The sequence below is a fragment of the Paenibacillus sp. GYB004 genome, from assembly GCF_036577605.1.
Lineage (GTDB): Bacteria > Bacillota > Bacilli > Paenibacillales > NBRC-103111 > Paenibacillus_AB > Paenibacillus_AB oceani.
On record NZ_JARBDB010000017.1, the window covers coordinates 108,795 to 134,769 of the forward strand.

22 protein-coding genes are annotated in these 25,975 nt (G+C 57.5%); 17 read left to right on the top strand and 5 right to left on the bottom strand.

From position 1 onward, the window contains the following. Positions 1-5: 5 nt before the first annotated feature. The 11 genes from PV433_RS09760 (at position 6) to PV433_RS09810 (ending at position 11,854) form a co-directional block, all read left to right on the top strand. The gene (locus tag PV433_RS09760) at positions 6-2,219 is read left to right on the top strand and encodes a ligand-binding sensor domain-containing protein (RefSeq protein WP_332071960.1); all 2,214 of its coding nucleotides are present in this window, start codon (positions 6-8) and stop codon (positions 2,217-2,219) included. Positions 2,220-2,431: 212 nt separating this feature from the next. Further along, entirely contained in the window at positions 2,432-3,292 is an 861-nt protein-coding gene (locus PV433_RS09765; RefSeq protein ID WP_332071961.1) for a phytanoyl-CoA dioxygenase family protein, read from the top strand. Between the two features lie 170 nt (positions 3,293-3,462). Beyond that, positions 3,463-4,683 (top strand): beta-galactosidase, encoded by a 1,221-nt coding sequence (locus tag PV433_RS09770; RefSeq protein ID WP_332071962.1) that lies wholly within the window; start codon positions 3,463-3,465, stop codon positions 4,681-4,683. 30 nt (positions 4,684-4,713) lie between these two features. Continuing rightward, positions 4,714-5,784 carry a metallophosphoesterase family protein gene (locus PV433_RS09775; protein ID WP_332071963.1) on the top strand — a complete coding sequence of 357 codons (1,071 nt, stop codon included), beginning with the start codon at positions 4,714-4,716 and terminating at the stop codon, positions 5,782-5,784. A 57-nt stretch (positions 5,785-5,841) separates the two neighbouring features. Further along, positions 5,842-6,873, top strand: a complete 1,032-nt coding sequence (locus PV433_RS09780) for a metallophosphoesterase family protein (RefSeq protein WP_332071964.1) — start codon at positions 5,842-5,844, stop codon at positions 6,871-6,873. Between the two features lie 88 nt (positions 6,874-6,961). After that, positions 6,962-7,861, top strand: a complete 900-nt coding sequence (locus PV433_RS09785; RefSeq protein ID WP_332071965.1) for a polysaccharide deacetylase family protein — start codon at positions 6,962-6,964, stop codon at positions 7,859-7,861. Between the two features lie 6 nt (positions 7,862-7,867). Next, positions 7,868-8,710: an endonuclease/exonuclease/phosphatase family protein gene (locus PV433_RS09790; protein ID WP_332071966.1), complete on the top strand. Its 843-nt coding sequence runs from the start codon at positions 7,868-7,870 to the stop codon at positions 8,708-8,710. After that, positions 8,707-9,576, top strand: coding sequence for a sugar phosphate isomerase/epimerase family protein (locus tag PV433_RS09795; RefSeq protein ID WP_332071967.1), 870 nt, complete (start codon positions 8,707-8,709; stop codon positions 9,574-9,576). Before PV433_RS09790 ends, PV433_RS09795 begins: the two co-directional genes overlap by 4 nt. A gap of 13 nt (positions 9,577-9,589) precedes the next feature. Then, entirely contained in the window at positions 9,590-9,775 is a 186-nt protein-coding gene (locus PV433_RS09800; RefSeq protein ID WP_332071968.1) for a hypothetical protein, read from the top strand. Between the two features lie 14 nt (positions 9,776-9,789). Continuing rightward, positions 9,790-11,154: a hypothetical protein gene (locus tag PV433_RS09805; RefSeq protein ID WP_332071969.1), complete on the top strand. Its 1,365-nt coding sequence runs from the start codon at positions 9,790-9,792 to the stop codon at positions 11,152-11,154. A 79-nt stretch (positions 11,155-11,233) separates the two neighbouring features. Continuing rightward, positions 11,234-11,854, top strand: coding sequence for a histidine phosphatase family protein (locus PV433_RS09810; protein ID WP_332071970.1), 621 nt, complete (start codon positions 11,234-11,236; stop codon positions 11,852-11,854). A gap of 1,168 nt (positions 11,855-13,022) precedes the next feature. Here PV433_RS09810 and PV433_RS09815 read toward each other — a convergent pair. From PV433_RS09815 to PV433_RS09830, 4 genes are all read right to left on the bottom strand, one after another. Continuing rightward, complete coding sequence (locus PV433_RS09815) at positions 13,023-13,688, bottom strand: VOC family protein (protein WP_332071971.1); 666 nt, start codon at positions 13,686-13,688, stop codon at positions 13,023-13,025. Positions 13,689-13,786: 98 nt separating this feature from the next. Then, positions 13,787-14,698, bottom strand: coding sequence for a sigma-70 family RNA polymerase sigma factor (locus PV433_RS09820; RefSeq protein WP_332071972.1), 912 nt, complete (start codon positions 14,696-14,698; stop codon positions 13,787-13,789). Between the two features lie 61 nt (positions 14,699-14,759). Next, complete coding sequence (locus PV433_RS09825; RefSeq protein WP_332071973.1) at positions 14,760-15,179, bottom strand: hypothetical protein; 420 nt, start codon at positions 15,177-15,179, stop codon at positions 14,760-14,762. 207 nt (positions 15,180-15,386) lie between these two features. After that, positions 15,387-18,017, bottom strand: a complete 2,631-nt coding sequence (locus PV433_RS09830; protein WP_332071974.1) for a CehA/McbA family metallohydrolase — start codon at positions 18,015-18,017, stop codon at positions 15,387-15,389. Between the two features lie 382 nt (positions 18,018-18,399). On the opposite strand from PV433_RS09830, the gene PV433_RS09835 reads away from it, so the two are divergent. The 4 genes from PV433_RS09835 (at position 18,400) to PV433_RS09850 (ending at position 22,500) form a co-directional block, all read left to right on the top strand. Beyond that, on the top strand, positions 18,400-19,593 hold the full coding sequence (locus PV433_RS09835) for a glucose 1-dehydrogenase (RefSeq protein ID WP_332071975.1): 1,194 nt from the start codon (positions 18,400-18,402) through the stop codon (positions 19,591-19,593). Between the two features lie 235 nt (positions 19,594-19,828). Continuing rightward, positions 19,829-20,473, top strand: coding sequence for a nicotinate-nucleotide adenylyltransferase (gene nadD, locus PV433_RS09840; protein WP_332071976.1), 645 nt, complete (start codon positions 19,829-19,831; stop codon positions 20,471-20,473). Continuing rightward, positions 20,470-21,099 carry a D-sedoheptulose-7-phosphate isomerase gene (locus PV433_RS09845; RefSeq protein ID WP_190925569.1) on the top strand — a complete coding sequence of 210 codons (630 nt, stop codon included), beginning with the start codon at positions 20,470-20,472 and terminating at the stop codon, positions 21,097-21,099. The genes nadD and PV433_RS09845 overlap by 4 nt, the downstream gene beginning before the upstream one ends. Before the next feature lie 954 nt (positions 21,100-22,053). Continuing rightward, positions 22,054-22,500, top strand: a complete 447-nt coding sequence (locus tag PV433_RS09850; protein ID WP_190925567.1) for a NucA/NucB deoxyribonuclease domain-containing protein — start codon at positions 22,054-22,056, stop codon at positions 22,498-22,500. Positions 22,501-22,841: 341 nt separating this feature from the next. Here PV433_RS09850 and PV433_RS09855 read toward each other — a convergent pair whose 3' ends face one another. Then, positions 22,842-23,639, bottom strand: a complete 798-nt coding sequence (locus PV433_RS09855) for an AraC family transcriptional regulator (protein WP_332071977.1) — start codon at positions 23,637-23,639, stop codon at positions 22,842-22,844. Between the two features lie 391 nt (positions 23,640-24,030). Between PV433_RS09855 and PV433_RS09860 the strand changes: the two genes are divergently transcribed. Next, positions 24,031-24,243, top strand: coding sequence for a hypothetical protein (locus PV433_RS09860; RefSeq protein ID WP_332071978.1), 213 nt, complete (start codon positions 24,031-24,033; stop codon positions 24,241-24,243). A 294-nt stretch (positions 24,244-24,537) separates the two neighbouring features. Then, positions 24,538-25,401, top strand: a complete 864-nt coding sequence (locus PV433_RS09865) for a sugar phosphate isomerase/epimerase family protein (protein WP_332072052.1) — start codon at positions 24,538-24,540, stop codon at positions 25,399-25,401. Positions 25,402-25,975: the final 574 nt, after the last annotated feature.

A 25,975-nucleotide genomic window follows, 5' to 3' on the forward strand; every position in this document is an offset into this window, starting at 1 on the left:
GTAAGATGAATAATCAGGCTAGGGCGACTCTTTTGCTGGGCCGCTATCCCCAATTGGAGCGAACGTTGTATACGACCCGGCAAGGGCTGCCTTCGGATGAAACGAATGCCGTAGCGCTGGCAGACGGTACCGTATGGGCCGGGACGTCTGCCGGTCTCGCCAGACTAAGCGGCGACGGTTGGGAGGCGGTCGACGGCGGCCGCGACAATGGCCCTCCGGCGGGAGAAGCGGTCTCGATGCTGTTTGCAGACCCCGAAGGCAGCTTATGGGTGTCGGCCGGAGACGCGCTGTATCGCCTTCGGCGAGGGAAGTGGAGCCAGGACGGACCGGATGGCCGGGTAGTCGCGATGACGCAGGACGACGACGGCGCCTATTGGGCGGCGACGCCTGAAGCGCTGTACCGCTCCGGGGCGAAAGGCTGGGAGCGGATAGCGGCGTTCGGCCGTGCGCAGGTGCGGGACATTGCCGTCTTCGGTCAGGGCAACGTTTACGCGTCGACCGATTCGGGGCTGTTCGCCCTTTCCGGCAAGCGGCCGCACTGGTTTAAGATGGAGGCCAGAGACGGCGGCATCGACACCGACGACCTGCGCGGCCTGTCCGCCGACAAGTGGGGCCATCTGTGGATCGCCTCCGATAAAGGCATATGCATCCACGACAATACTGATTTGTTTTACAAGCTGGACGGTTCCAAAGGTCTCGCCTATGAAGACGTGCGCGTCATCGTCCGGGGCGGGGACGGGGCGCGATGGTTCGGCACGTCGCGCGGAGCGATCCGGCTGCTAGACGGGCAGATGCGCTATTTCGCCTCCAAACGATGGCTGCCTCACGACGAGGTCCGCGCCATCGCTCTAGAGCCGGACGGGACGGCCTGGTTCGCCACGGCCGGCGGCGTCGGACGTATCGCAGCGCGCTGGATGACGCTCGAAGAGAAGGCGGACCATATCGATCGGATGGTCGAGCGGTACGAGACCCGTTACGACTATGTCACCCGGCGCGGCTTGAAGGAGGAAGGTAATATCGAAAGCGGCAGCGTCCGGATCTCCGACAACGACGGGTTGTGGACGTCCGATTATGTAGCGGCCCAAAGCTACCGTTACGCCGTAACCGGCGACGAGCATGCAAAGGCGAAGGCGAAGCGCTCCATGCATGCGGTGATGCGGCTGCTGGCGGTTACCGGCAGGCCGGGATTTTTTGCCCGCTCGATCTGCCACCGGACAGAAGCGCAGTTTGGCAAGCACCGGGAAAATCCCGAATGGCGCTTGTCGCCGGACGGCGAATGGGAATGGAAAGGAGACACGTCGAGCGACGAGCTTACCGGACATTTTTACGCGTATTCGATCTATTACGATCTGGTTGCGGACGAAGACGATAAGCGGCTGATCCGGGAAAGCGTCCGGGCGATTATGGATCACGTGCTCGAGCACGACTACTGCCTGACCGATGTGGACGGCTTGCCGACAACCTGGGCGGTATGGACGCCGGAGAAATTGAACCGCGACGCGAAATGGCTCGACCAGCGCGGAATCAACTCGCTGCAGCTGCTTTCGTTTTTGAAGACGGCTTCGCATGTAACGGGCGACGAAAAGTACGAGCGGACTTACCGCGAATTGGTTACCCGTTATCACTACGGCATGAACACGCTGGAGCAAAAACGGACCTACCTCGGCGAAGCGAGCAGCATCGACGACAATCTCGGCTTCCATGCGTACGTTCCGCTGCTCCTGTACGAGACCGATCCGGATCTGCGGGCTTTGTATATGATGAGTCTGGAGCACCATTGGCAGTTCGAGCGGCGGGAACGGTCCCCGTTCTGGAACTCGGTGTACGGCGGGTTGACCGGGAAAGCGTGCGATATCGAAAACGCGGTGCAGACGCTGGCGGAGATGCCGCTCGACATGATCCACTGGAAGGTCGTCAACAGCCACCGGGCCGATATCCGGTTCCATCCGGAGCTGCAGCGCCACGGCTACAAGCTGCTGAGCGAGCCGCTGCCCTACGAGGAACGTCCGATGCACCGCTGGGACAAAACGCCTTATATTTGCGACGCAGGCGACGGACATTTGCTGGAGGACGGAACCGTTTATTTGCACCCGTACTGGTTGGCGCGGTACTTCAAGCTCATCGACGAATCGCCGAAACCGGTCGAAACGGCGCCTGAGCAAAGCGAGCCGGCTCCCGTACACTCGCAGCAAGAACACGAGACGGAGGCAGCAAGATAACCCGAACCCGCTTCAGGGCGGCTATACGGATGAAGCGGTCGGAACATCGCAAGCGGACGGGCGGCAAGGGAATTATCGGCACAAGTTCAACGAATGGGCGGTCATAAGGCCAAAGGCATAACCATAAGCATGTTGACCCATGGTGAGGCAAGGAGCGGCGGAGGAAGGGACGATACACGCGGCTCTCAAATTCCGGTAAGGGGTGTGGAGAGATGGAAGCTGTCGTAACTGAGGAGATGCGCGACTTTTTTCATACGAACGGATATTTGCTTGTGAAAAATGCAGTGCCGAAGGAAAACTGCGAGCGGCTCATCGAAACAATCTGGGAATTTACCGGCCAGCAGCCGGACGATCCCGAGAGCTGGTACCGGCCTGCCGCCGGGATGGATTCGCTGTGGAAACACCAGAGCGCGGGTATGATTCCGCTGTATCAGCACCAGACGATGTGGGATAACCGTCAGCATCCGCGGCTGTATCAGGCGTTTGCCGAGCTGATGCAGGTGAAGGAGCTGTGGGTGAGCATTGACCGGGTTAATATGAAGCCGCCGCGGCGCGACGATTTTACGCAGTTTAATACCGGCTTTATTCATTGGGATACGAATACGTCGAATCTGACTTTCCCGCTTCCCCGGCCGCGTCCGGTGCAGGGCGTGCTGTACTTGGCCGACACGTCGGCGGATCAGGGCGGATTCCAGTGCGTGCCGAGCATTTACCGCGACTTCGAGCAGTGGCTTCAGACGCAGCCGGAGGACCGCCATCCGACGATCCCCGACGTTAAGGGGCATGAGATCGTTCCGATTCCCGGCGAGGCCGGCGATCTGCTCATCTGGGACTTCCTGCTGGCGCACGGCAACGGGCAAAATTATACGGATCAGCCCAGATTTGCCCAATACATCACTATGGTTCCCGCCAAGCCGGGAGTGACGCGTCCGGAAGTGGTCGAAGGCTGGCAAAATCGCAAAGGTCCGTCCATGTTCCCGGCAGATGAACGCGAGTGGGAGCTGAAAAACAGCGACGGCCCCGCCCGGTTGACCGAGCTCGGACGCAAGCTGGTCGGACTCGACCCTTGGTAAAGGAAGGGCCCGCTATCTATCCAATCCAGTCTGCTTGCGCGACGTTCAAACGCCGGGCTTCTTCAACCGGCGCGATGTAAAGCCGATTCATTGCCGGGCGCTGCACCTGCGGCGCCCCCATCACGCTAACCAGGACCCAACCGTTCTGGCGCATAGGGAGGTGCCAATCGATGAAATCGACGAATCCGACGAATCCGTCACACCATTCGACTTGGACGCAGGGGGCCGGAATCCCGATCGGACTATGGGTGTCGCCCCCGCCGCAGCATATATCGGAAGAGCGGTATCGCGAGATTAAGGAAGCCGGGTTTACGTTCGTGATCGGCCTGGCCGAATACGGCGCAGGGACCGAATATATTCACAAGGCGCTGGATGCTGCGCAGGCGAACGGATTGCGGTATCTCGTTTATGACACGAGACTGTTCGCTTTGTCCCGGGGCGACCTGCACAAAGTCGGGGAAATCGCCGGTGAATTTGCAGGCCATCCCGCCTTTGGAGGAAATTTGTTCATTGATGAACCGTCTGTCGCCCAGTACGAGCATCTGACCGCTTTGAAAGCGGCGTACTCCGAAGCGGTGCCGCACGGATTGGCGTATGTGAATTTGTTTCCGACCTACGCTTCCGACGAGCAGCGGGGAGGCGTCGATCACGAGCGGTACGTCGAGCTGTATATGGAGCAGTTTCGGCCGGACATCCTGTCTTACGACCATTACCCGTTTCTGACTCCGCGCCAGGGACGCGAGCTGACGATTACGAAGGATTATTTCGCCAACTTGCAGTTGATCCGCCAAGCCGCATTGCGGCATAACGTTCCGTTCTGGCTGTTCATTCAGACGCTGGCGTTCAACCGCTCGAACCGCGATCCTTCCGCGGCGGAGATCCGTTGGCAAGTATATACGAGCCTCGCTTTCGGTGCGAAAGGCATTCAATATTTCACTTATTGGACGCCGGATAACGGCAGAGAGACGTTCGGCGACGCGATGATCGACCGGGCGGGCAACCGGACCCGGCATTACGGCGAAGTGCAGTCGGTCAACCGGGAAATTGCCGGATTGGGCGGTGTGCTGTCGACGCTTGAGTCGGTCGGCGTGATGACCCACGGCAATGTACAGCCGCCGTTCGGCGGCACTCTGACGCAATTCGGTCCGGTGCGTCGTCTGGAGGGCGATGCGGCGATTATCGGCTGCTTCCGGAACGGCGGCGGCCACGCCTACGCGCTGGTCGTCAACGAGAGCTTCGAGGCTGCGCATACGATAAACCTGTGGCTGTCCCGTCCGGAGGAGCCGGTGCAGGTTTGGCAGCAGGGGTTGCAGACGGAGCTTCGTCCGGAGTCGGGTAAACTGAGCGTGTCTCTCGAGCCCGGCGAGGGCAAGCTGGTGCGGTTTGCGTGATGATGATTAAGTTGACAAGAGGAATAGGCGATGGAAATGAAAACAAAACCGAACTTGAAATATCGCGACGACGGAACGTTTACGATCGTGCAGTTCGCCGATGTGCATAACGGCGGAGGCGCGCCGGAGGATGTGCGCTCGCTCGCTTTGATGGAGGAAGTGTTGCGGCTGGAGAAGCCGGACCTTGTCGTGTATACCGGGGATCAGATTCGCAGCCGCGGACCCGATCCCCGGGCGCAGTTCCGCGAAGTGACGGCGATCGCGGAGAACGCCGGCATCCCGTATGCGTTCGTCTTCGGCAATCATGATTCCCGCCGGGGGGTCACCCGCCAGGAACTGATGGAGATGGAGGCCGCTCGGCCGTTATGTATGGCCGAGGCGGGGCCGGGGCACGTCAGCGGGACGGGCAACTACACGCTGACCGTGCTGGAATCGGACGCCTCCGCCGCCCGGAGAGGAATCGCAGAGGGGGATGAGCGGACGGCGTTGACAGCGCCGGCGGACTCGCTCCCGCCACCTATCGCTTCGGGAGAAGCGGTCCGGCGGGCGGCGGCGAATCTGTATTTCTTCGACAGTGAATGCAACGCGCCGGAGCGGGCCGTCCGGGACGGGCGAAGCGAATGGATTTCCCGCGATAAAGCCGAATGGTTCGCAGCCGAATCTGCGGCTCTCGAGAAGCGGCACGGAGCCAAGCTTCCGGGGCTCGCTTTTTTCCATATCCCGCTGCCGGAATACGAGGAAGTGTGGAACACCCGTCCCTGCTACGGGCACCGGCTTGCGGAGGTACGCTGCCCGCGGTTGAATACGGGCGTATTCGCCGCGATGGTGGAGAGAGGCGATGTGATGGGAACGTTTGTCGGCCACGACCATTCCAACGATTACTGGGGCGAACTGGCCGGAATCCGGCTGTGCTACGGCCGGACGACCGGATTTAACGGCAACATACGAGAGGGACATTCGCGGGGGGCGCGGATCATCCGCTTGTCCGAGGGCAAGCGCGGCTTCGACAGCTGGCTGCGGCTGGAGGACGGATCGGCGGTGTACAGCCAGCCGGAGCATCAGCCCGGCGAACCGGCGATGGCGCCGAATGCTGCAGGATGAGCCGACTGCCCCGGGAGCGTCACAATTACGAATCGTACGAAGGGAGAATCAATCGGAATGGCGGAGAAGAAGAAGCTTCAATTTCGCGCGGACGGGACGTTTAAGATCGTTCAGATCGCTGATCTTCACTATGAGGGCGGCGTACCGGAAGATCTCCGCACGATCGCGGCTGTCCAATCGGTGCTGGAAGCGGAGCGGCCGGATTTCGTCGTATTTACGGGCGATGCGGTAAAAGGCAACCGTTGTCCCGACCAGCTCGGACAGTTTTTGGAGCTGCTCGCGTTGCCGGAGTCGTACGGGATTCCTTACGCGTTTACGTTCGGAAACCACGACTCGGAGCATGATATGTGCACCCGCGAGGAGATGATGGAAGCCGCTTCGCGGCGGCCGCTTTGTTATGCGGAGGCAGGGCCGGACGATGTGACGGGCGTCGGCAACTACATGGTTACGGTCGCATCCGCTGCGGATGGGGAAGACCCGAAGGCGGCCTTCTACTTTTTCGACACCGGCTGCAGCGCGCCGAAGCATATTATCAAAAGCTACGCATGGCTCGAGCGCAATCAGGTGGACTGGTATATCCGGCAATCGGAGGCGTTGACGCAGCGAAGCGGGGAGCCGCTTCCGGCGCTTGCCTTTTTCCACATCCCGCTGCCGGAATATAACGACGTATGGGATTTTCATACATGCTACGGGGTCAAAAACGAAAATGTCGGCTGCCCTCGCCTGAATACGGGCATGTTCGCGGCGATGAAGCAGATGGGCGACGTGATGGGCACGTTTGTCGGGCACGATCATACGAACGATTATTGGGGAGATCTATACGGAATCCGGCTATGTTACGGCCGGGCTAGCGGCTACAACACGGTGGGGGAAGAGGAGTTCTCCAGAGGATCGAGGGTGATCCGGCTGCGCGAAGGCGAGCGCGGCTTCGAGACATGGATTCGGATGGCGGACGGTTCCGTCGTAGACGAACAGCCCGAGCACACCGCGATCGGCCGGGTGCCGCCCGTACCCCGGGAGAAGGCGGAGCCGGCCGAGCCGGTGGAACCGGTACAATCCGAACAGCCGGTGCAATCGGCGCAGTCCTGAGGCGAGCAAAGCCGGGGCGGCGGATACGAGCTGCGGATTTAAGCGCACCATATCCGGAAGCTAAACGATGGGGACGGGAGGACTTTGTATGCTGCAAAAAAGGGGCTCTCCGGAAACGGATCGGCTGCTGATCGTGAATGCGGACGATTTCGGCATGTGCCACTCGGGCAACGAAGCGATTATCGGCTTGCTGCGGGAGGGGTTGATCTCGTCGGCGACGCTGATGACGCCGTGTCCATGGGCGCTGGAGGCGGCAAAAGCGGCTGCGGACAATCCGCACTTTGATGTCGGCGTTCATCTGACGCTCACCAGCGAGTGGAAGATGTACAAGTGGGGTCCGGTTACCCGTAACGCCGATGTGAGCAGCTTAATTACGCCCGAAGGTTATTTTCCGGCCAAATGCCGGGAGGTCGAAGAACGGGCCGACTCCGCACAGGTGAAGACAGAGCTTCGGAACCAGGTGCTGCTGGCGATGAGGCTCGGGGTGGACCCGACGCACCTGGACAATCATATGGGCAGCGTATACGGGATCGCTTGCGGACGCGATTTTCTGCGGGAGGCGATCGAGCTGTGCGCCGAATTCCGGCTGCCTTTCCGGCTGCCGCGTCAGTTGGGCGACAACGGCCGGAAAATGTCGCCCGAGATGCGTCGGATCTACGAGGAGCGGGTCCGCTACGCGGATGCCTGCGGCATCGCGCTGATCGATCATCTGCTCGGACTGCCGTATTCGCTGGAGGAACACGAAACGTACGATTCGTTTAAAGCGAAGATGATCGATACGCTCCGCAGCCTGCAGCCCGGCATCTCGGAAATCATTATTCATCCGTTCTTCGCTACCGAAGAGTTGAAGGCGATCACCGGACAGTGGGCGAAACGGCAGATGGAATACGAATTGTTCCGCGACGCCGATGTTCGGCGTGTGATTGACGAGGAGAACATCCGCATGACCAATTGGAGAATGCTGCGGGATGCCCAGCGAGGGGGATAAGATGCGATGCAACTATCGGTGATGACTTTTAATTTGCGGCGGCAGACGACGAAGGACGGGGGCAATGCCTGGACGTTCCGGAAGACGTATGCGGCCGATATCGTCAAACGGTACCGCCCGACGGTGGCGGGAACGCAGGAAGGCTTTCGCGAGATGCTGACCGATCTGGAGCAGCAGCTCCCGGGGTATGCGTGGATCGGCGAAGGCCGGAACGAGGGAAGCGCCGACGAACACAATGCGATCCTGTATTTAACCGAGGAACTGGAAGTGGCCGATTGGGGGCAATTTTGGCTGTCCGAGCATCCGGAAGGGCCTGTAGCCAAATGCTGGGGCGCCTCGCATCACCGGATATGCACATGGGCGCATTTCCGCTCGCGCCAAGATCCGGACCGGCAGTTCCTGCATTACAACACCCATCTCGATCATAGCAGTCAGGAGGCCCGCGAGAAAGGCGTCCGTTTGCTATGGCAGCGGCTGTCGGAGCATCGGGCGCGGACCGGCTTGCCGGTGCTGCTTACAGGGGACATGAACGCCGAGCCGGACAATCCGGCCATCGCCTATTTGCGCGGACAGACCGATCCGGGATCGGAGAACCGTTCGCTGACCGATGCGTATTCGATATTGACGGAGCCTCCGGGGACGTCGTTCCACAGTTTTGAGGGAGGGGCGGAAGGCGAGCCGATCGATTATATTTTCGGAACGTCCGAGGTCCGGTTTGACGATGTATGCATTATCCGGGACCAGTATGACGGCATATACCCGTCCGATCATTACCCGGTGGCCGCCAAGGCTACGCTGGCCGGCTCTCCGGTGCAGGCGGCGAAGCGGGAAGGCGGGGAGCGCGCTTGAAAATCGGAATCAGCAGCTACAGCTTGAATTCCTGCATAGAGTCCGGCGAGATGGATATCGGAAGCGCGATTCGCTGGATCGCGGAGCAGGGCGCGGAACATGTGGAGATCGTGCCGTTGTCCGCCATGAAGGAGCGGATGAAGGACGGGAAGTACGTGGCGGAGATTCGCAGAGCGGCCGAGGAGGCCGGACTGGAGCTGTCCAACTATGCGGTTGGCGGCAATTTCGCGGGCAAGGACGATGCGGCGCTTGCCGGGGAGATCGCCAGGATTAAGGAGCAGGTCGACATCGCCCACGCCCTCGGCGTCAAGCGGATGCGTCACGATACGGCCCGCAGACCGATGGCGCAATGCTCGGCCGACTGGTTCGAGCGGGATCTGCCCGCGGTGGCGGACGCCTGCCGGGAAATTGCCGATTACGCGGCAGGGTACGGGATCACGACCAGTCTGGAAAACCACGGCTACTATGTGCAGACGGCGGACCGGGTGCTGCGGATCTTACATGCGGTGAACCGTCCCAACTTTAAAACGACGGTGGATGTCGGCAATTTCCTGTGCGCGGACGAGGACCCGCATGTCGCGGTGGCGAAAGTGATCGGTCACGCTTCGATGGTGCACATCAAAGACTTTTACTACCGGCAGCGCTGCAAAAATCCCGGAGAGGGCTGGTTCGAGACTTTAAACGGGAATTATTTGCGGGGAGCGATCGCCGGCTGCGGGTATCTGGATATGCCGCATCTGCTGTCTACGATCAAGTCGTCCGGTTACAACGGGTATTTGTCGATCGAATTCGAAGGAATGGAGCCTGCTGTCGTCGGAGCGCGGATCGCCTTCCAGAACGTGCGGCGGATCTGGTACGAGTCTTGAGTGGCAGGAGTGGTTGGAGCGGCAGGAGCGGTTGGAGCGGCAGGAGCGGCAGGAGCGAAGAGGGATGAACGAGGAGAGGCGCGCCGTAGGAGGTTCCGCATGCACGGTGCTGCGCTTCGTCGCGATGGCCGGCCGGCTGCTCGGCTGCTTGGGCTGCAAGGAGGAGCTGTCCGGTTACGAAAATAAGCAAATCGGGTAGGAGGCGACGGTCGTATGGCGGGTGTGAAGGTACTGCTCTGGATTGACGTGGAAGATTATATTACCCCTCAGTCGCAGGATTCGCTGCTTGCTCTTCTGCAAATGCTGAACAAGCGCAACGTCAAGGGGATCTTCAAGTTCGTCGGGGAAAAGGCGAGGCGGGTCGAAGAGGACGGACGCGCCGACATTGTGAGCGAGCTGCAGCGGCATGAGGTGGGCTATCATACCGATCTGCACAGCCAGCATCCGGTCACGACGGAGTATTTGGAGTTTCTCGGCTTCCGCAGCGGAGCCGAAGAGTACGAAGCCCGGGAGCGTCAAGGGCTTGAGGACGTGCGCCGCATTACCGGCAAGCCGGCGCTCTGTTACGGACAGGCCGGTTACTCTTGGGCGCCGCAAACGTTCGCCGCTCTGAACAAGTGGGGAATTCCGGTCTATTTGGACGATCACGACCATGTTTCCTGGCAGGAGAAGCCGTTCTGGTACGGGGGACTGCTTAATTTTACCCATCTGAAAGGCACGATGCGGATGAAGCTTCGCGAAGGCGGGCTGGAGGAGGCGAAGCGGCAATTTGACCGATTGTACGACGAATTGTCCGCCGAACCGGCCGGATTCGTAAGCATCTATTACCACGAATGCGATTTCGTGTGCAGCGCGTTCTGGGATAAAGAAAATTTCGGGCGGGGCCGGCAGACGCCGCGCGAGCTGTGGAAGCCGGCTCCCCTTAAACCTGCAGGAGAGATGGAGTTTTACTTGGAGCAGCTCGGGCAGTTTATCGACTACACGTTATCGAGGGAGAACGTCGAATATATCGGCTCGGAGCAGGCGCTCGCCCTGGAATGCTCGTCCCGTGCGCCTGTGGGGGAAAGCGAGCTTCGCGCTCTGGCGGCTTCCATAGGCGATGAGCTGGGGTTCCGCGTATCCGGCACCCATTCGCTTTCTCCGGCTGATCTGTATTCGCTGTTTCGCGGCCTGCTTCTGGGGAAGGAACTAACGCCGGAGTTCCTGTACGGCCCGGAGAACGAGGTTGAGAGCGAAACGTCCGGCACGGTGCGGGTATCCGACGTGATACGGGCGCTCGGCGCCGAGCATCCTGAAGTTCTCGGGTTCAAGATGCTTCCGGACTCGTTTGAGCTGAATGGCGGGAAGATCAGTCCGCTCGATCTGACTTGTACGATGGCCCGGATTCTCGAGCGGGGGCTAAGCGGGGACGATGAGGTAGAGATTGTCCGCGGGAAGCTGAAGACGAAGGAAAACGCGGGGGACAATGAACTGTGGGGAACCCGCTGGTCGATCTTCCCCGAAGATTTGCGGGTGCCGAACGTCGTCCGGATGTCGAAGCTGCAGACATGGACGATGAAGCCCGCCATATTCGGATAACGGCTTTCGGCTCGCCCGGAACGCCGAATTTCGGGCTTGACGCGGGGCGAAAAGCGAAAGGACAGGAGGAACGAACACGATGGAATTGTTTATTATCCGCCACGGCGAATCGGTAACGAATACGTCGCCTACCTTGCTGGCGGACGGAGGCTTAACCGACAAAGGGCGGGCTCAGGCGGAAAAAGTGGCGGCATGTATGGCCGGCGCCGGTCTTTCGCATATTTTCTCCAGTCCGCTCATGCGGGCGATCGAGACGGCCCAGCCGCTGGCCCGGGCAGCTAATCTGCCGGTTGAAGTATGGCTGGACGCTCACGAGGTATGGACTGGGGACGGGTATCGGGGGCCGACGACGGAACGGCTTGCCGCGATGTATCCGGAAGTAAGGTTCGCCGAAGGAACGGAGTGCGATCCGCTAGGCTGGCATTGTCCGGGAGGCGAAACGTCGGAGACGGGATACGGCCGGGCGCAGCTTCTGCTGGACAGACTGCGCACCCGGTTCACGGGAGACGAACGCGTCGCGCTGTTCGCTCACGGCGCCTTGAACCGGCGCATGATGCTGGCGACGCTCGGCCTCGACTATTTGAGCAGCCTTCGTCCTTACGGCGACAACTGCAGCATCTGGTGGCTCGGCTTTGAAGGCGCCAAGACATCGATCCGCTACATCGGTCCGGCGATCCCGCAGCTGTTCGACGTTGTATGAGTATGAGGATCGTGTGATCGTGTGATTTGCTTGTGTTGGCCCTCGGTTCCGCTGTTTGCGGGCCGGGGGTTTATTTAAGAAATCAGAATGTTAATGTTCTTCACCGTATTAAAGCGAAGATGAGTCCGGAATTCAAGCTAAACGATACTCTAACGGACATGGTGGAGGCTATTTCGCTAAAAAACAGTTTTTGAAAATGTAACGGTCACCACAGCGCTTATTTACTCCAAACTACCTCTAAAAGTAACATTTCTCACCAAATAGTTGCATCCATGTCCGTTAGATATCAAATCGATCGAAATTCACCTTAATAACGACCGCTGTGTCCGTTACAGTTTTTGCTCTCTGCCTGAAAGTTTGAGTTCTTTACCGTGCTAAGGTGAAGGGGAGAGGTTTCCTTCCTTGGCGTTAGATTAGAGAACGTATATTACTGAGGTTCGATGACTAACGAATCGGATCGAGACTGTCGATTAAATGTGTAGAATTGTTAACTGGCCGTTCCAAGTAAAAAGTTGCCTTCTTCTGCTCAGACAGGTTGTCCGGAATCCCTTGATTTTAAAGGATTCTAAGGTTTGGGGTTCCAGACAAAACTCGCCAGAAGGCAATCTTTTCACTTTCCACTCGGTTGTTCATAATGAATCGACAGTCTCCGGATCGTACTTATGGCTGAAAAACGACATTATTCCAGACGTAACGAATCCGGAAATCGTTATCGAACCGAAAGCGGAAAAAAACGATCCGATTTGACGGGAATAACGATACAAGAGTTCGTTACAAATTCAAACGTCCGAATTCGGCTCTGATAACGAATGCTGGGTTCGTTAGCCATACCATCGCAAAAAGACAACATGACCGAGGTGAGCGGCTGGAGCGAAGGTACCCATTCCCTTCCACACGCTGGCGTATGGGTTTGCGCGTCAAAGAACCGTACGGGTGCTTTGATATTATCCCCTTTAAGTAGACAGTGTTAAGAATCCACACTAAAGTCATTACGGATGGTTCTTTCTTATTGTTTGTTGGTACGGGAAGCATCTGTGATGGCCGCAAATCTTTGGTGGCCAGAGAAGAAGCCACTCGCCTTGTAGAGACAAAGAAAACACCCCAAAACATTGGGATGTTTTCGAGCAAGCCTATAAAGTTTCTCCGACGCCAGGATCAAAAAGATGCGTCAGTTTCTTGCTTCCAGCAACCATTCGTGGGATGGATATTTGGCATTGTGGCGTTTCACGCATTCCTTGAGCAAATGGGCTTCCTCCGGAAGTACGGACAACAGGCGGCTCCATCCGTCAAGTACAATCTTGCGGCCACGGATCGTCTCGCACAGCAGCAGCTCCTCTTCGAACGACGACCACGTGCGTCCATAGCTGTTTCTACAGAAGAGAGCTCTCTTGATCACATCCTGAAGCTCTTCCGCCGTTTGTACCGCTGACAATCTAAAAATCGCCTCTTCATCCTGCTGCCACATGGTCATCCGGTTTCCGTCGCAATCGGCGAATACGAAATACCGGCAAACCCAATTGACCTCCCCGTGAAGCGTAACGCCGTTAGCTTTCATGCTCCGGTAAGCATGCTCCAGATCCGACGTTTGCCAAATGAAGATCGAATGCGCGGAAGGAGAATGGTTCTCAACCTTGGAGAACCCGATGTTCAGATTGCCCGCATGCAGCTTGCGCGCGTCGAAATCGATGCCGAGATGCAGGGAGTACCACGCCTTGGCTTGCTCGACGTCCCGGACCGGAATCGTTGCGACGATAATGCGGCTGATGTTGGGGACTTGGGGCTGGCGTTTCAGTTCCATCCGGCCGTTCCAGATTAATAAGGATTGATCGTTCATCTTATAAACTCTCCTCACATTCCTATTCGGGATCTTACTCGTTCCCTGACAGATAGAGTCGCTTATCATGCAAAACCCGTCGCGATTATGTAAAAATTTTAATCCGCCACAAACGCAAGTACATTGCCGAACGGATCTTCGAACGTGAAGGAGCGCCTGTCGGATGAGAGCGTACAGTTCTCAACCTTCTTAGCCTGCAAAGCTGACAAAGCCTCCTCGAGATCCGGAGTGCCGAATGTTAGAATCGGATCGCGCGAAAGGTTCGGAAGGGGAACCTCTCGAAACGAGATATGAACCCCGAGGGCCGGTTCCCGGGAATGGAAATCGAAACCGAGCATCGCCTCGTACCAGGCCTCCGCATAGTCAGCATCCCGGACATCGACAAAGATGCGGGGAATCCGGAGCAGGTTCGGAATTTCCCGCATAATGCGCTCTTCGAAAGCGGAGCCAAGCACCGGATAGCTCGCCGTTGCCCTAGCCTCAAGCGCAGCGAGCGATACGCGCAGCTGTTTTTTCGCCCTTTGCAGCCGGCTTTCGACAGCCCGTACCGATACGCCAAGAAATCCGGCGATTTCTTTCATCGACATATCGCTCATGTAATACAAAGCGGTAGCTGCCCGGTTTTTCTCGTCCAGCTCGCCGATCGACTGCCAGATCTGTTCGTAAGTCTGTCGCCGCATAACGGAGGCTTCCGCCGATTCCGCGGTAAGCTCGACGCGGTCCATATTCTCCCGAAGCACGAGACGGTTCTGTTTCTTCTTCAGACGAATGCTCTGTCGACGAGAGATCGCATATAACCAGCTGCCTATTTTGTCAGGTTCCCGCAGATCGGACAGCCGCAAAAAAGCTTGAAGAAACGTTTCCTGCGCGGCATCTTCAGCCAGATAATGATCGTACAATACGGCGTAGGCCGCATAGTAAACGGCATGTTTGTACTTGGCAACAATATGACGATATGCCTCAGCATCTCCAGCCCGGACAGCCTCGATCCACTTTAACGGTTCGTTCATAGGTCCTCATCCAATAGCAGTTGTTTGTATAGACGTATTCGATAAATCGGCGTATATCCCTTCATCTCAGCTTCTTAGCCAGCACATTATCGATCCAGGCATACAACAGACCGGCCGTTCCGAAGAACAGAATCGCGATGCTCCGGTTCAGGTCGTAACGCTGGACGAATTCGGCGGGGTAGAAGGCATCGAAAATCCAGTTTCCCCCCACGGCGCCGATCAAGGTGTAAACGAACGCGTGTACGATAGGGACTTTTACCGTTTTGCGAATCAGCATCGATACGAGCATCAGCGTGAGAGGATATCCTACAGCGGCGATGATGCAAAATAGCGTAGTTAAGATAGGCCCGACATTGCGGATGCCCATATATTCTGTAGTTGTTATTTTGTAGCCTTCCAACAGCTCCATACCGAACGTCGCCGCACTGAAGAGCACGATAAAGCAAACCCACAGGATCGAATAATGCCGGAACAGATTCAACGGCAGCACCGCCTTTAGCAGAGATGAGGTGGTTGGTCCGAAGCGAACGAACGATGAAGAGGGTGACACGTAGCACGTTCCTCGGCCCTACAGATTAGACGAGTGCGGAATCGTAAAGTTTCATTTCGGATGCAAGCCGGTCAAGGCAAAAAGCCCTCCTGCCGAAGCGGCGGAAGGCTTGAAGCGGAATCGGACGATCCGGATGAATTAATGATGATGGCCCGAATGGCCGTGAGGCCCATGATTGTCGTGATGATGATGCTTGTGATCGTCAACGGCGCTGTGGTGGTGCATGACTCCGCTCTGGTGCATCCGGTTGTGCAGCATGCGGTGGGCGCTCGTCAACGTCATCAGAAGGCGCTTGTACGTTTGCTCGTCCGCCTTCGTCGCCATCGTTTTGATATATGCGGTCGATCCTTCGATCTGTTCGAGAATGGTGACCGCATCGGCTGGGCTGAAGAGCGGCTTCCCTTCGACGACGACCATAACCGCGCTTGTATGAGCGGCGATCATCTCCGACTGGTCATGGTATTTGCCGCGCACGCGAAGCGCGATCCAGCAGCTTTCCTTAACCGGTACCGACCAGTGTCCGGCATAATGACCGGCTTCCGGATCGGTCGTCTGCAGCTCGCGGAGCTCGCCGTTAACGACCAGCTCGATCTTCGTCACGGGAACGGTGACCGACGATACTTGCCAGACGACATCGAGCGTTCCGCCGGAAGACGATAGTTCCAGCCGCGTCCCCATCTCGTGCTCTCCCACCCGGAAATCGATCAGCGGGCCGAGTGTGGCGAACGTGTTCCCGCGGCGGATCGCGTTCATCCACGACTCGTAGGAGAAGAGTTCGTCTTGAGGAATCAGCGCATACGTGCGGATCGTTCCGACCGCTGTAGATTGGGACATTTTATCGGTCCCTCCGACCGCCGGGGTCAAGTAACCGCAGTTCAAATACCGGTACCAGTCGGATAACGAATACGGGTTGATCCCGACATTTTCGAACGAGCACATCTCGACCGCGTCCACCTCGCCGAGCACGAGAGCAGCCGCACCTTCCGCTCGCGGGTTGGGCAGATGGGGCATGACGACGATGCCGCCCTGCTCGCGGCACTGCTTCGCCCATTCCGTTACGGTCGCCTCCAGCGGATCGCCGAGCCCGGATTCGTCCGGCCCCCCGGTACACAGCGGCAATATCATTCGTCCTTCATAACCGAGCAGCGAGATATGGCCGAGCACATGCTGGCGGTTTTCCGTCCCGACCCTGACCAGATACTCGCCGGAGCCGCCGTTTTCTTTGCTGCCGATCGTCGTTTTGCCGTCGAAGTCGCCGAGATTGCTGAACATTTCGCCCCATTGGCTCGTAAGCAGGTTGACCACATTGACGCCTTCGGCTTCCCCTTCGAGCAGAGCCGTCTGCGGCGACAGGAAATGGACGTGAGTATCGGCCGTCACCCAGCCTTTTTGCCTCCATGGAAGGACATGGTCCAGTTCGACGGTTATCGTGCTTGTCTGCTCGTCAACCGTTACCTTGCGGCGAACCGGACGAATCTCGAAGCCTTTCGTTACCTCGATGTACACGTCGCCGCGCGGCAGCTTGAATTCGGCTTCCCCGTCGATGTAAGCGCTGTAATGGAACTCCTGGACATATTCCGCTCCGTAGTCTTCGAACCAGTGGGCGTTCGGCATCCGGTGTCCGGCTACCGGGGCGATGTAGTCGCCGAAGGCGCCGTGCACGTGAATTTTGGCTGCGACTTTGCGGCCGCTCGTCCGTTCGACGATCCGGATCGCGACTTTTTGCACCGGATTCTCCACAGGCGTCCATAAGGACGACTGCTGCAGCTCCCGGACGGGGATCGCTCCGACGCTTTCGCCGTGTTCGATGAACAGCAGCGCATCGGGGTGTGCGGAGTACTCGATGATCCATTCATCCGGGCGCGGCGTAGGCAGGCGAGGGTTGGCGTTGCCCAGCCATTCGTCGTGATTGTATTCGAGAGCCGGCGCGGCGTGGATCACCTCGCCAAGATCGATGCGAATGTTGGCGTTATCACCATAAGGCTGGGGGATGAAGCCGGCCGGTGCGGTATAACGCATCTTCCGTTTGGTTTCCCAGCGGAACGGATTGGACGCCAGATCGGTCCGGGTGATGCCGAACAGGAAGGCGGTGCCGTCTGCGGGGCGCATCGATAACGCGATCAGTTCCTTGTCCGGGTGAGGGTTCTCGAGCGCATACAGCCAGTGGTGCATCGGGCTGCCGAAGCCGGGAAACGTAGTGCGCAGCTGGCTTTGCCCCCACGGAATGACCGGAGCTTCAATATGCAGCAGATCCGTATTCGCCGCCATCGTGCGCGGCTTGACGTGTTTGACCGATTCGAAGCTGTTCTCGCCCCATTTCACCTGAAACTCGCTGATCTGATACCGTCTCCGAATCGGGAATTCCGCCTCGGTACCGTCCGAGTACCGCAAGGTGTACACGCAGACCGTCTCGCCGAGACGAGGGGTGCCCATCATCGGGCTGACAATCCCGCCGTGGGCGGCCGGGCTTTCCTTAAAATCGGCGGCATGCAGAAAAAGCAGCTGGCGGTCATGCAGCGGCTGCGGAAATGCCAGCTCGACGGCTTCGTCCTTGAGCAGCACGACATTGCTCGCTCCGTCCTGCGTTTGCGGACCGAGTGAGAACGGCACTCCCCATAACTCCTGCGCTCCGGTCAGGAGATGGTGCTTGTTGCGGAGTACCGCGTTGGAGCAGTCTTCCGGCTGCAGCTCGGCGATGATCCGATTGTAGGCGGCTGATAAGTCGACCGGGGTAAACCGGCCGTCGCGATCGTACGTGTTCGGGTGCATGCTCATCCTCCCAGTGTTTACAAAAGTCCGGTTTACCTTATATAATACATTTAATTAATGATTAAGTAAATTGGGGAAAGCAGCAGGAACATCCCTCTGCGGTCATGGAAAGCGGGAGGCTGCGGGGCGGCGGATAATCGGATGAAAATGAAAAAGATGCAATGCGGAACAGCTGTCCAACCAATTAATTTAAAGAATAAGTCAATTGGAAATCGGCGTACCGCGCAGTTTGTCAGACAAACGTCTTGATCGGCGCGGTCTCGCATACTTATCGATGGAGATTAGGCCGAAGTCATGCAGAACCAGAGCGTCATGCGGGTGAAGGCGTGTCTGTTCCGTTCTGCTTGTGGTCGGCCGAAGCGAAAGGAAGTGGCGGCTTCTTATGCAAGCGGTTGTGCTTAAAGAAGGGGAGCGCGGTCAATACGTGACGGTAACCGATCTCCCGGCTCCCCGGCTGGCCGGTCCCGGAGATGTGCGGATTCGCGCGCTTAGCGTCGGACTGGACGGTACGGACCGGGAAATTATCCGCGACCGGTACGGCGTGCTGCCGGAAGGCGCGTCCCAGCTTGTCATCGGGCACGAGCTGCTCGGAGTCGTCGTCGAGGCGGGGCCCGCTTCGATGATGAAGCCCGGCGAGCTGGCAACGGTGCTGGTGAGGAGGCCGTGCGGGGACGCCCGGTGCACCTGCTGCCGCAGCGGACAGCAGGATTATTGCTCGACGGGCTTCTACACGGAGCGGGGCATCCGCGGGGCGGACGGCTTTCTGTGCGAATATGTGGTGGAGCGGTCGGACTATGTGGTGCCGGTTCCCCGGGAGTGTGCGGAATACGGTGTGCTCGTAGAGCCGCAGAGCATCGTGGAGAAGGTGTGGAACCAGATCGGCAGCCTGCAGCGGCGTCTCGCTTGGTCACCTGAAACGGTGCTGATCGTCGGTTCGGGTCCGCTCGGTTTATTGGCCGCGCTGACGTGCCGAAGTATGGGGCTGGGTGTGCATGTATGGTCCAGATCGGGTGCGGACAGCGTGAATGCGGACATCGTTCGCAGCTGTGGAGGCCGCTATCACGAGGTAAATCTGCAGGAGGAGCCGGGCGCTGACTCCGGTTTGTTATCGGGTGGCGGCGGTCCAAGCGGCGTCTCCGGACTGGCCGAATTCGCCGTCAGGGAGCGGATATCACCCGATCTGATCTGGGAATGCAGCGGGTACAGCCCGCATGCCTTCGAGGCCATGAAGGCGCTCAACCCGAACGGAGTGCTGGCACTGCTCGGAGTAGCCTCCGGCGACCGGAGAATCGAGATTTCAAGCGATATGTTGAACCAGGAAATGGTCCTGAAAAATAAAGCGATTATCGGCTCGGTCAACGCCTCGCGTGCCGACTTTGAATCTTCGATCCGTCGCTTGCAGCGCATCGAAGCGATGTACCCGGGGCAGCTCGTCCGGCTGATGACGGAGCGATTGTCGCTGGGACAGGTGCCGGATCTCGATTTTGAACAAGTAACGGTCAAAGCGGTGGTCGATCTGGTAACGAGAGAGGAAGCCGCTCGTCTGATCGGCGGAGGCGTTCGGGACGGACAATGAGACGGAACGTCCGGCGCTAGCAGGCCGTGGAGATGGTCGTCTGTACTTCTCAGTGGCCGGAGGCCGGTGGTCCAAGATGAGGCGTTTTTTGGTGCGCGAGCCGGGCTGCGCGGGGCAAGGGGATATGCCGATGCCGTTATAGCCGGTTCGGGCCGAGAGGGGATGTTAGGCACGGATCAGAAGCGGGCCGGTTCGCTGGATGTCCCGAACAATGCGAGGTGCAGGGGGGATTGCAGTGAAAATAGGCATAATGGGAGGAACCTTCGATCCGGTACACCTTGGACACCTGCTCGCTGCGGAACAGGCGCTTGAGGCTCACTCGCTGGACGAAGTCTGGTTTTTGCCGGCCTATCTCCCGCCGCACAAACGGAAGCGCACCGTCACGCCGCCCGGATTGAGACTTGCAATGTTGAAAGAGGCGATCCGGGATCAGCCGCGGTTTCGTGTCGAGGAAGCCGAGCTGAGACGGGGCGGCATTACCTACACGGTAGATTCGGTGCGGGAGCTGTGCCGGACGTATCCGCAGCATGATTTTTATTATATGATCGGCTCCGATGCGCTGGCATCCTTGCCCGGCTGGCGGGGAATCGGAGAGATTGCCGCATGCGTCGGATTTATTGAACTGAAGCGTCAAGGATGTCCGGACACGGGGCGGGCGCTCCCCGAGTTTATCGCAGACAGAATACGAAGCGCGGGAATGACACCGGTCGGCCTATCGTCGGCTGACGTTCGCGCGAGGCGGGCTGCGGGACTCTCTATTCGTTATCTGGTGCCGGAGCAAGTCCTTCGCATCATCGAAAGCAGCGGACTGTACCGGCCGGACGAACATGCAGAAGTCCGAAATGTTTCTATTTCTATTACAGGAGGCACCGATTCATGAGGGATGTATTGAATCAATGTGTAGCGAAATATCCGGAGCTGTCGGAATGCTCCGGCGATATCGTAAGTGCGTTCGAGACGATCCGGGACAGCTATCGCGGGGGCGGCAAAGTGCTGCTTGCCGGCAACGGGGGCAGCGCGTCTGACTGCGAGCATATCGTCGGCGAGCTGATGAAAGGATTTATGTCGAAGCGTCCGGTTCCGCAGACGATGCGAGACCGGCTGCGTCGGTTCGGGGACGAGGACGGCGGCTATATCGCCGACCGGCTGCAGGGCGCGCTGCCGGCGATCTCGCTCGTCAGCCATACGGCGCTGGCGACCGCGTATGCGAACGACGTGGCGGCCGACATGGTGTTCGCCCAACAGGTGTACGGCTACGGCCGGCCGGGCGATGTGCTGATCGGCCTCAGCACGTCGGGCAATTCGGCCAACGTCGTGCGCGCCCTTCAGGTGGCGCGTGCGCTTGACATGCGCACGATTGGGCTGACCGGCCGGAGCGGCGGACGGATGAAGGAGTTGTGCGACGTCATTATCCGCGTCCCTTCCGATGTGACGCCTGACATTCAGGAACGGCACCTGCCGATTTATCATACCCTCTGCATCATGCTGGAGGAAGAGTTTTTTTGAACGAAGGCAGGTGTTGAAGCGGCGGAGGGATGGGATAAAGTTAGTGTAGGTTAGGCAATGGTGAGGCCATGCGAGGCGAGGTAAGCCAGGCAAGGCAAGGCTAGGTTAGGTTAGGTTAGGTTAGGTTAGGTTAGGTTAGGTTAGGCGATGGAAGGCAAGGCGGGGGGGCGGGGCAGGGCAGGTTAAGGGCTGCTGCCGTCTGCGGCGTTATACGGTGTGACGGCGGACGATTGACCGCATCCGAAGAGGAGGGACAGCTTAGGGCTGGCCCTTTTTGGCGTGGGGTTAGGAGTCTTTTGGAGCTCTTATTTTTCCATACGCACGGTGTTTTGGATAAATAAGGGATGTTTGTGCAGCTGCTATTTTGAGGAAAATCACCGTTGAACAGGGAGTAGCCCCCGAATAAGAGGCGCAAACGTCTCCTATTTGCCTATTCCTATACGGTATACGGTAAATAAGAGTCTCAAACGAGGCTGTCGATTCATTGAGGACAACCAAGTGGAAAGGGAAAAGATTACCTTCTGGCGAGTTTTGTCTGGAATCCCCTACCTTACAATCCTTATTCAATCAAGGGATTCCGGACAACCTGTTTGAGCAGAAGAAGGTAACTTTTCACTTGGAACGGCCTGCTATCACTTCTACACATTGAATCGACAGCCTCTCAAACCACCTTTATCCGCCTTGGTTCAAGCGCTGGAAGGCTACGAACGAAACGCCAATAAAAACTCAGATGGAGGGTGCTTTTGCCAGGAAAGGACTGTAAAATGGGAACTAAGCTCCTTGGCTCGCCGGTTATTTTTGCTATGATGGTTGAGCAGGTATGGAATTGTGAAGCCGGTAGCAAATGACGGAAGCTTCATCCGGATTTTTCCTTCGATCTGTCGAGCGTGCGGATAAGGATAGCAAGAACTTTATTGGACCATCAGGGCCCAAATATTTGTAAAGGCAGGCATCATGAAAAAGAAACCGAAAACACTTACTGTCGTACTGTTCGGATTACTGGCTCTGTTGTTTTTCTACAAGCCGGAGCTGCTGTCTTTTCTAACATCCGAAACCGCTCCAAGCCATGATGAAGAAGCGGCGTACACGATCTATTTTCCTTCCGACCGGTTCCCCGAAACGGCGGAGCATATCCGGATCGCGGTGGAACGCGGCAAGTCTTCCATCTGCACGATTGACCGTAAAGGCGCCGACGAGAACCGGAAGGAGTCGTTAAAAGGCGTACCGACCAAGCCGAACCTGGATCGTGATGAGTGGCCTATGGCGATGTGTGCCGAAGGCGGGGCGGGCGCGGATATTATGCACATAAGCCCCTCGGACAACCGCGGCGCCGGATCTTGGGTCAGCAATCAGCTGGAGAAGTATGCAGACGGGACGAAGGTCCGCATCGTTGTGAAGTAAAGAGAGTCGAAGGTCTGCATCGTTGTCAGGTAAAGGGATGCTGTATGTTTTTGAAAGAACTCCGGGACGAAGCGCGCCATCTCCCCCTAATAAGCGAATCCGCCGACGGGAACGGGCGACCCGGGTCCTCCCGGCAAAGCCAAGCTTCCATCCGTTTGCTGCCCCTCTATACTCGGCCTCGCCCTACTCTCGCTTATATCCAACAAAGTAAATGTCAGACTCGCAGCGTCAAGTGTGGCGGGCGGCTGCGCGGAAGGACGGATGGATGCCTTGACGGCAACCGTCCGTCCTTTTTTCGATGCGGGGCTTCCCGCCGCCGCTGTCGGCCGGCCGTTTTCCGTTTACGTCTTCATGCGGGTCCCGGCTAGGCGCAGTTTGAGGAAGGAAGAGGGGACGGAGCCGGTCCACCTTTTGTACATCCGGTTAAAGTAGGACGGGTCGCAGTAGCCCAGAAAATCGGCAATCTCGGCGATGGTCATCGTACTGTTCAGCAGCAGGTCTTTCGCTGCGTTGATCCGCACCTGGTGGAGGTAGTCGATCGGCGGCTGACCGGTGATCTCCTTGAAAATGCCGGTTACGTAGTTCGGCGTGCGGTCGACGATAGCGGCGAGCTGTTCGATCCGGATCGGTTCGCGGTAATGCTCCAGTATGTACTGCAGCATCGTCTGCACCTGAGCGTGTTTTTTGTGCGGATAGCGCGTCGCTTCATAATCCCGGCACGCCAAGGCGATTAATTCCTGGGCGATCCCGCAGCATACCGGCTCGTAATAGGCCAGCTTGCCGAGCCACTGCTGCGCCAGAATATGAAACCGCTGCTTTCCGTATTCGAGCGTCTGGGACTCGGCCTTGAACCAGCTGTCCGTGCGGAGCGGAGGGAACAAGCGCAGTGTTTCCTCGTCGGGCGTAAAATGTACGGAATATTTCTGATGCGTCTCACCGTTTATCGGCAGTCCTTCCCTCATCGTATGTGCAGCGATGTAGAGCAGGTCGCCTTTTTGCAGCGGGATGTCTTCGCCGTTCAGCCGGTAGAGGAGCCTGCCCCGGACGACCAGAATGAGCATGCAGTATTCGGTAGACGATAACGGTTTGCGCCAGGTCGTATCGACATCGTCGAAATAAATCGAATGCAATGCGAGCAAAACTTCGCCCCCTATCCGGAATGCATGTAGGATTATGAAGATGAAATCATTATAGTACAACCTGAAATAAATAAGTATACATAGAAGGTGCAGAGTCTGGAGTCCATGTTAAAGAAAAGCTTGCGAGCGAAGCTATACCACAACGAATGTCCATGTGCGAAGAGGTTGCTTGTTGCGGGTAGAAAAGGGGCGGTTTCCCTGAAATCGTATGCCTCTCGGAAAGTAGAATCATCCAAGGGGATCGGTCTAAGCCTTCCCCTGCGGTGCAGGAAAAAGGAAATCCCCCTCGATTAAAACAAAGATGCGGCGATGGAGGTGCTGAAGGTGATTACCTCCGACGAAGTGCAGAAGCTGATGGGCGAATACGGCACCCCGAGCATACTGAAGAGCGATGAGATCCGCAAGGTATACGGCTCCAAGCTGGACCAATATAAAGGGGAAGAACGTACAGGCGCTGTTCAAGACGACGCCGGGAACTCCGCACACGATTACCAAATACGACTATCTGGTAAGCGCTGAAGCGGAGGTGGGAAGACGGCTGATCACCGAAGGTCATGACGCGAACACGGTGATCCGGACGATCGAGGAGAAAGCGAATCAGTAGCTGTCTCAGCAAAATAGGCGCGGGGTTGTGCGGGAGGGCTGAGTTCCGTAAAATGGCCGCCAAATCGTAGCCGTCTGGGCCGTTGGAAGTCGCGCTAACACCGTGCGGAAACACCGTGTCGAAACACTGTGCCGGCAATTGTGCTCATGAATCGTCGGCTAGACATGCAACTCTGCCGCTTGCTCCGGTTATTTTTTGACACCTGTTTTTTCGATTTTGTCGCATACCCGGGTGCAATGTATTGTAAGATGAGGGCTGATGGGATTAAGTTTAAGCAATCGGAGGCGATCGATGATGAAAGTAGGACTGAGCACGTACAGTTTGTCCCGGGCGGTAGCGGACGGGGAAATGACTTTCCTGGATACGGTAAAATGGATTGCAGACAACGGCGGGGAGCACGTGGAAATTTCTTCGGGCAAAATCAATTTGACCGAGGAGCCTGCGCTCGTGGAAGCGATCCGCAAGCAAGCGGATGTTAGCGGAATCGATGTGTCCGACTATGCGATCGGCGCCCAATTCGTGCAGCCGGACGAAGCGTCGTACGAGGCGGAAATCGCCAGGGTGATGAAGCATGTGGACGTCGCTCATGCACTGGGAGTGAAACTGATGCGTCATGATGTGGCGTCCCGCCCGATCCCGGACGCGACGCTTGTCAATTTTATCGCGGACCTGCCCAAGCTGGCCGAGGCGTGCAGACGGATCGCCGATTACGCAGCCCAGTACGGGATCACGACAAGCGTAGAAAATCACGGCTACTATATTCAGCACAGCGACCGCGTACAAGCGCTCGTTCATGCGGTCGGCCGCGACAATTACCGCACGACGCTGGATATCGGAAACTTTATGTGCGCGGATGAGGATTCGGTCGTTGCCACGAGGAAAAATTTGCCGATCGCCTCGATGGTTCATATAAAAGATTTTTATTTGCGGCCGTTTCACCAGAACCCGGGCGAAGGCTGGTTCCGCACGGCGGGCGGCAATTACTTGAGAGGCGCTATAGTCGGTCAGGGCGACATCGATATCCGGACCGTACTGAAGGCGATCAAAGATTCCGGTTACGACGGTTATCTCTCGATCGAGTTCGAAGGCAAAGAATCCTGCACGTACGGTTCGAAGGTCGGCATGGAGAATGTGCGGCGCCTTTGGGATGAAGTGTAGGGAATCGTAGAGCTAAAGGTGCTGGAAGGGCTGGAAAGGCTGGAAGAGCTGATAGGGCTAAAAGCATAGTTGCGCAAGCTCCGTTCCAGTAAGTTTCTCTGGGATGGGGCTTGTTTTGAATGTTGATGTGCGGGTGTGCGGCTTTGGATGGTTGGCTACTTGCCCAATAAGAGTCTTTAGAAGCTGCTATATCGACGGAAACAGGCTCTGCCTCCAAAATAAGTGATAACAGGGCCTCTTATTATGGTGCGTTAAGCTGCAATCTTTGATTTTGATAAAAATAAGGAGTGCTAAAAGCTATTATTTCCATATTCATCCTTAAATGACCAAAAATAAGAGCTGGTAAAGACTTCTATTCGCTTGATTGATTGCAATACGCGGTGGTGTGCTATTTGACTCCAATGCAATTCGCAGGCGGGGCCCAGGTAAAGTTCGCAGTTGAACCTTAATATTACTCAGCCAAATGAGCCACCGCGCCGATCGGACCGCCACATGAACTTGCGAGCGACGAAAACTACTAATTACCGCCCACCTTCGAAACAGCGGCAAGTTGTTGGGATGTTGCAGGTGCGTG

Excerpts from the sequence above, each read along its gene's own strand:
- PV433_RS09865 (WP_332072052.1), top strand. The coding sequence starts at position 24,538 with ATGAAAGTAGGACTGAGCACGTACAGTTTGTCCCGGGCGGTAGCGGAC.
- PV433_RS09780 (WP_332071964.1), top strand. The coding sequence starts at position 5,842 with ATGGCGGAGAAGAAGAAGCTTCAATTTCGCGCGGACGGGACGTTTAAG.
- PV433_RS09785 (WP_332071965.1), top strand. The coding sequence starts at position 6,962 with ATGCTGCAAAAAAGGGGCTCTCCGGAAACGGATCGGCTGCTGATCGTG.
- PV433_RS09805 (WP_332071969.1), top strand. The coding sequence starts at position 9,790 with ATGGCGGGTGTGAAGGTACTGCTCTGGATTGACGTGGAAGATTATATT.
- PV433_RS09850 (WP_190925567.1), top strand. The coding sequence starts at position 22,054 with ATGAAAAAGAAACCGAAAACACTTACTGTCGTACTGTTCGGATTACTG.
- PV433_RS09790 (WP_332071966.1), top strand. The coding sequence starts at position 7,868 with ATGCAACTATCGGTGATGACTTTTAATTTGCGGCGGCAGACGACGAAG.
- PV433_RS09810 (WP_332071970.1), top strand. The coding sequence starts at position 11,234 with ATGGAATTGTTTATTATCCGCCACGGCGAATCGGTAACGAATACGTCG.
- PV433_RS09820 (WP_332071972.1), bottom strand. The coding sequence starts at position 14,698 with ATGAACGAACCGTTAAAGTGGATCGAGGCTGTCCGGGCTGGAGATGCT.
- PV433_RS09860 (WP_332071978.1), top strand. The coding sequence starts at position 24,031 with ATGAGATCCGCAAGGTATACGGCTCCAAGCTGGACCAATATAAAGGGG.
- PV433_RS09815 (WP_332071971.1), bottom strand. The coding sequence starts at position 13,688 with ATGAACGATCAATCCTTATTAATCTGGAACGGCCGGATGGAACTGAAA.
- PV433_RS09770 (WP_332071962.1), top strand. The coding sequence starts at position 3,463 with ATGAAATCGACGAATCCGACGAATCCGTCACACCATTCGACTTGGACG.
- PV433_RS09765 (WP_332071961.1), top strand. The coding sequence starts at position 2,432 with ATGGAAGCTGTCGTAACTGAGGAGATGCGCGACTTTTTTCATACGAAC.
- PV433_RS09845 (WP_190925569.1), top strand. The coding sequence starts at position 20,470 with ATGAGGGATGTATTGAATCAATGTGTAGCGAAATATCCGGAGCTGTCG.
- PV433_RS09775 (WP_332071963.1), top strand. The coding sequence starts at position 4,714 with ATGGAAATGAAAACAAAACCGAACTTGAAATATCGCGACGACGGAACG.
- PV433_RS09835 (WP_332071975.1), top strand. The coding sequence starts at position 18,400 with ATGCAAGCGGTTGTGCTTAAAGAAGGGGAGCGCGGTCAATACGTGACG.
- PV433_RS09760 (WP_332071960.1), top strand. The coding sequence starts at position 6 with ATGAATAATCAGGCTAGGGCGACTCTTTTGCTGGGCCGCTATCCCCAA.
- PV433_RS09830 (WP_332071974.1), bottom strand. The coding sequence starts at position 18,017 with ATGCACCCGAACACGTACGATCGCGACGGCCGGTTTACCCCGGTCGAC.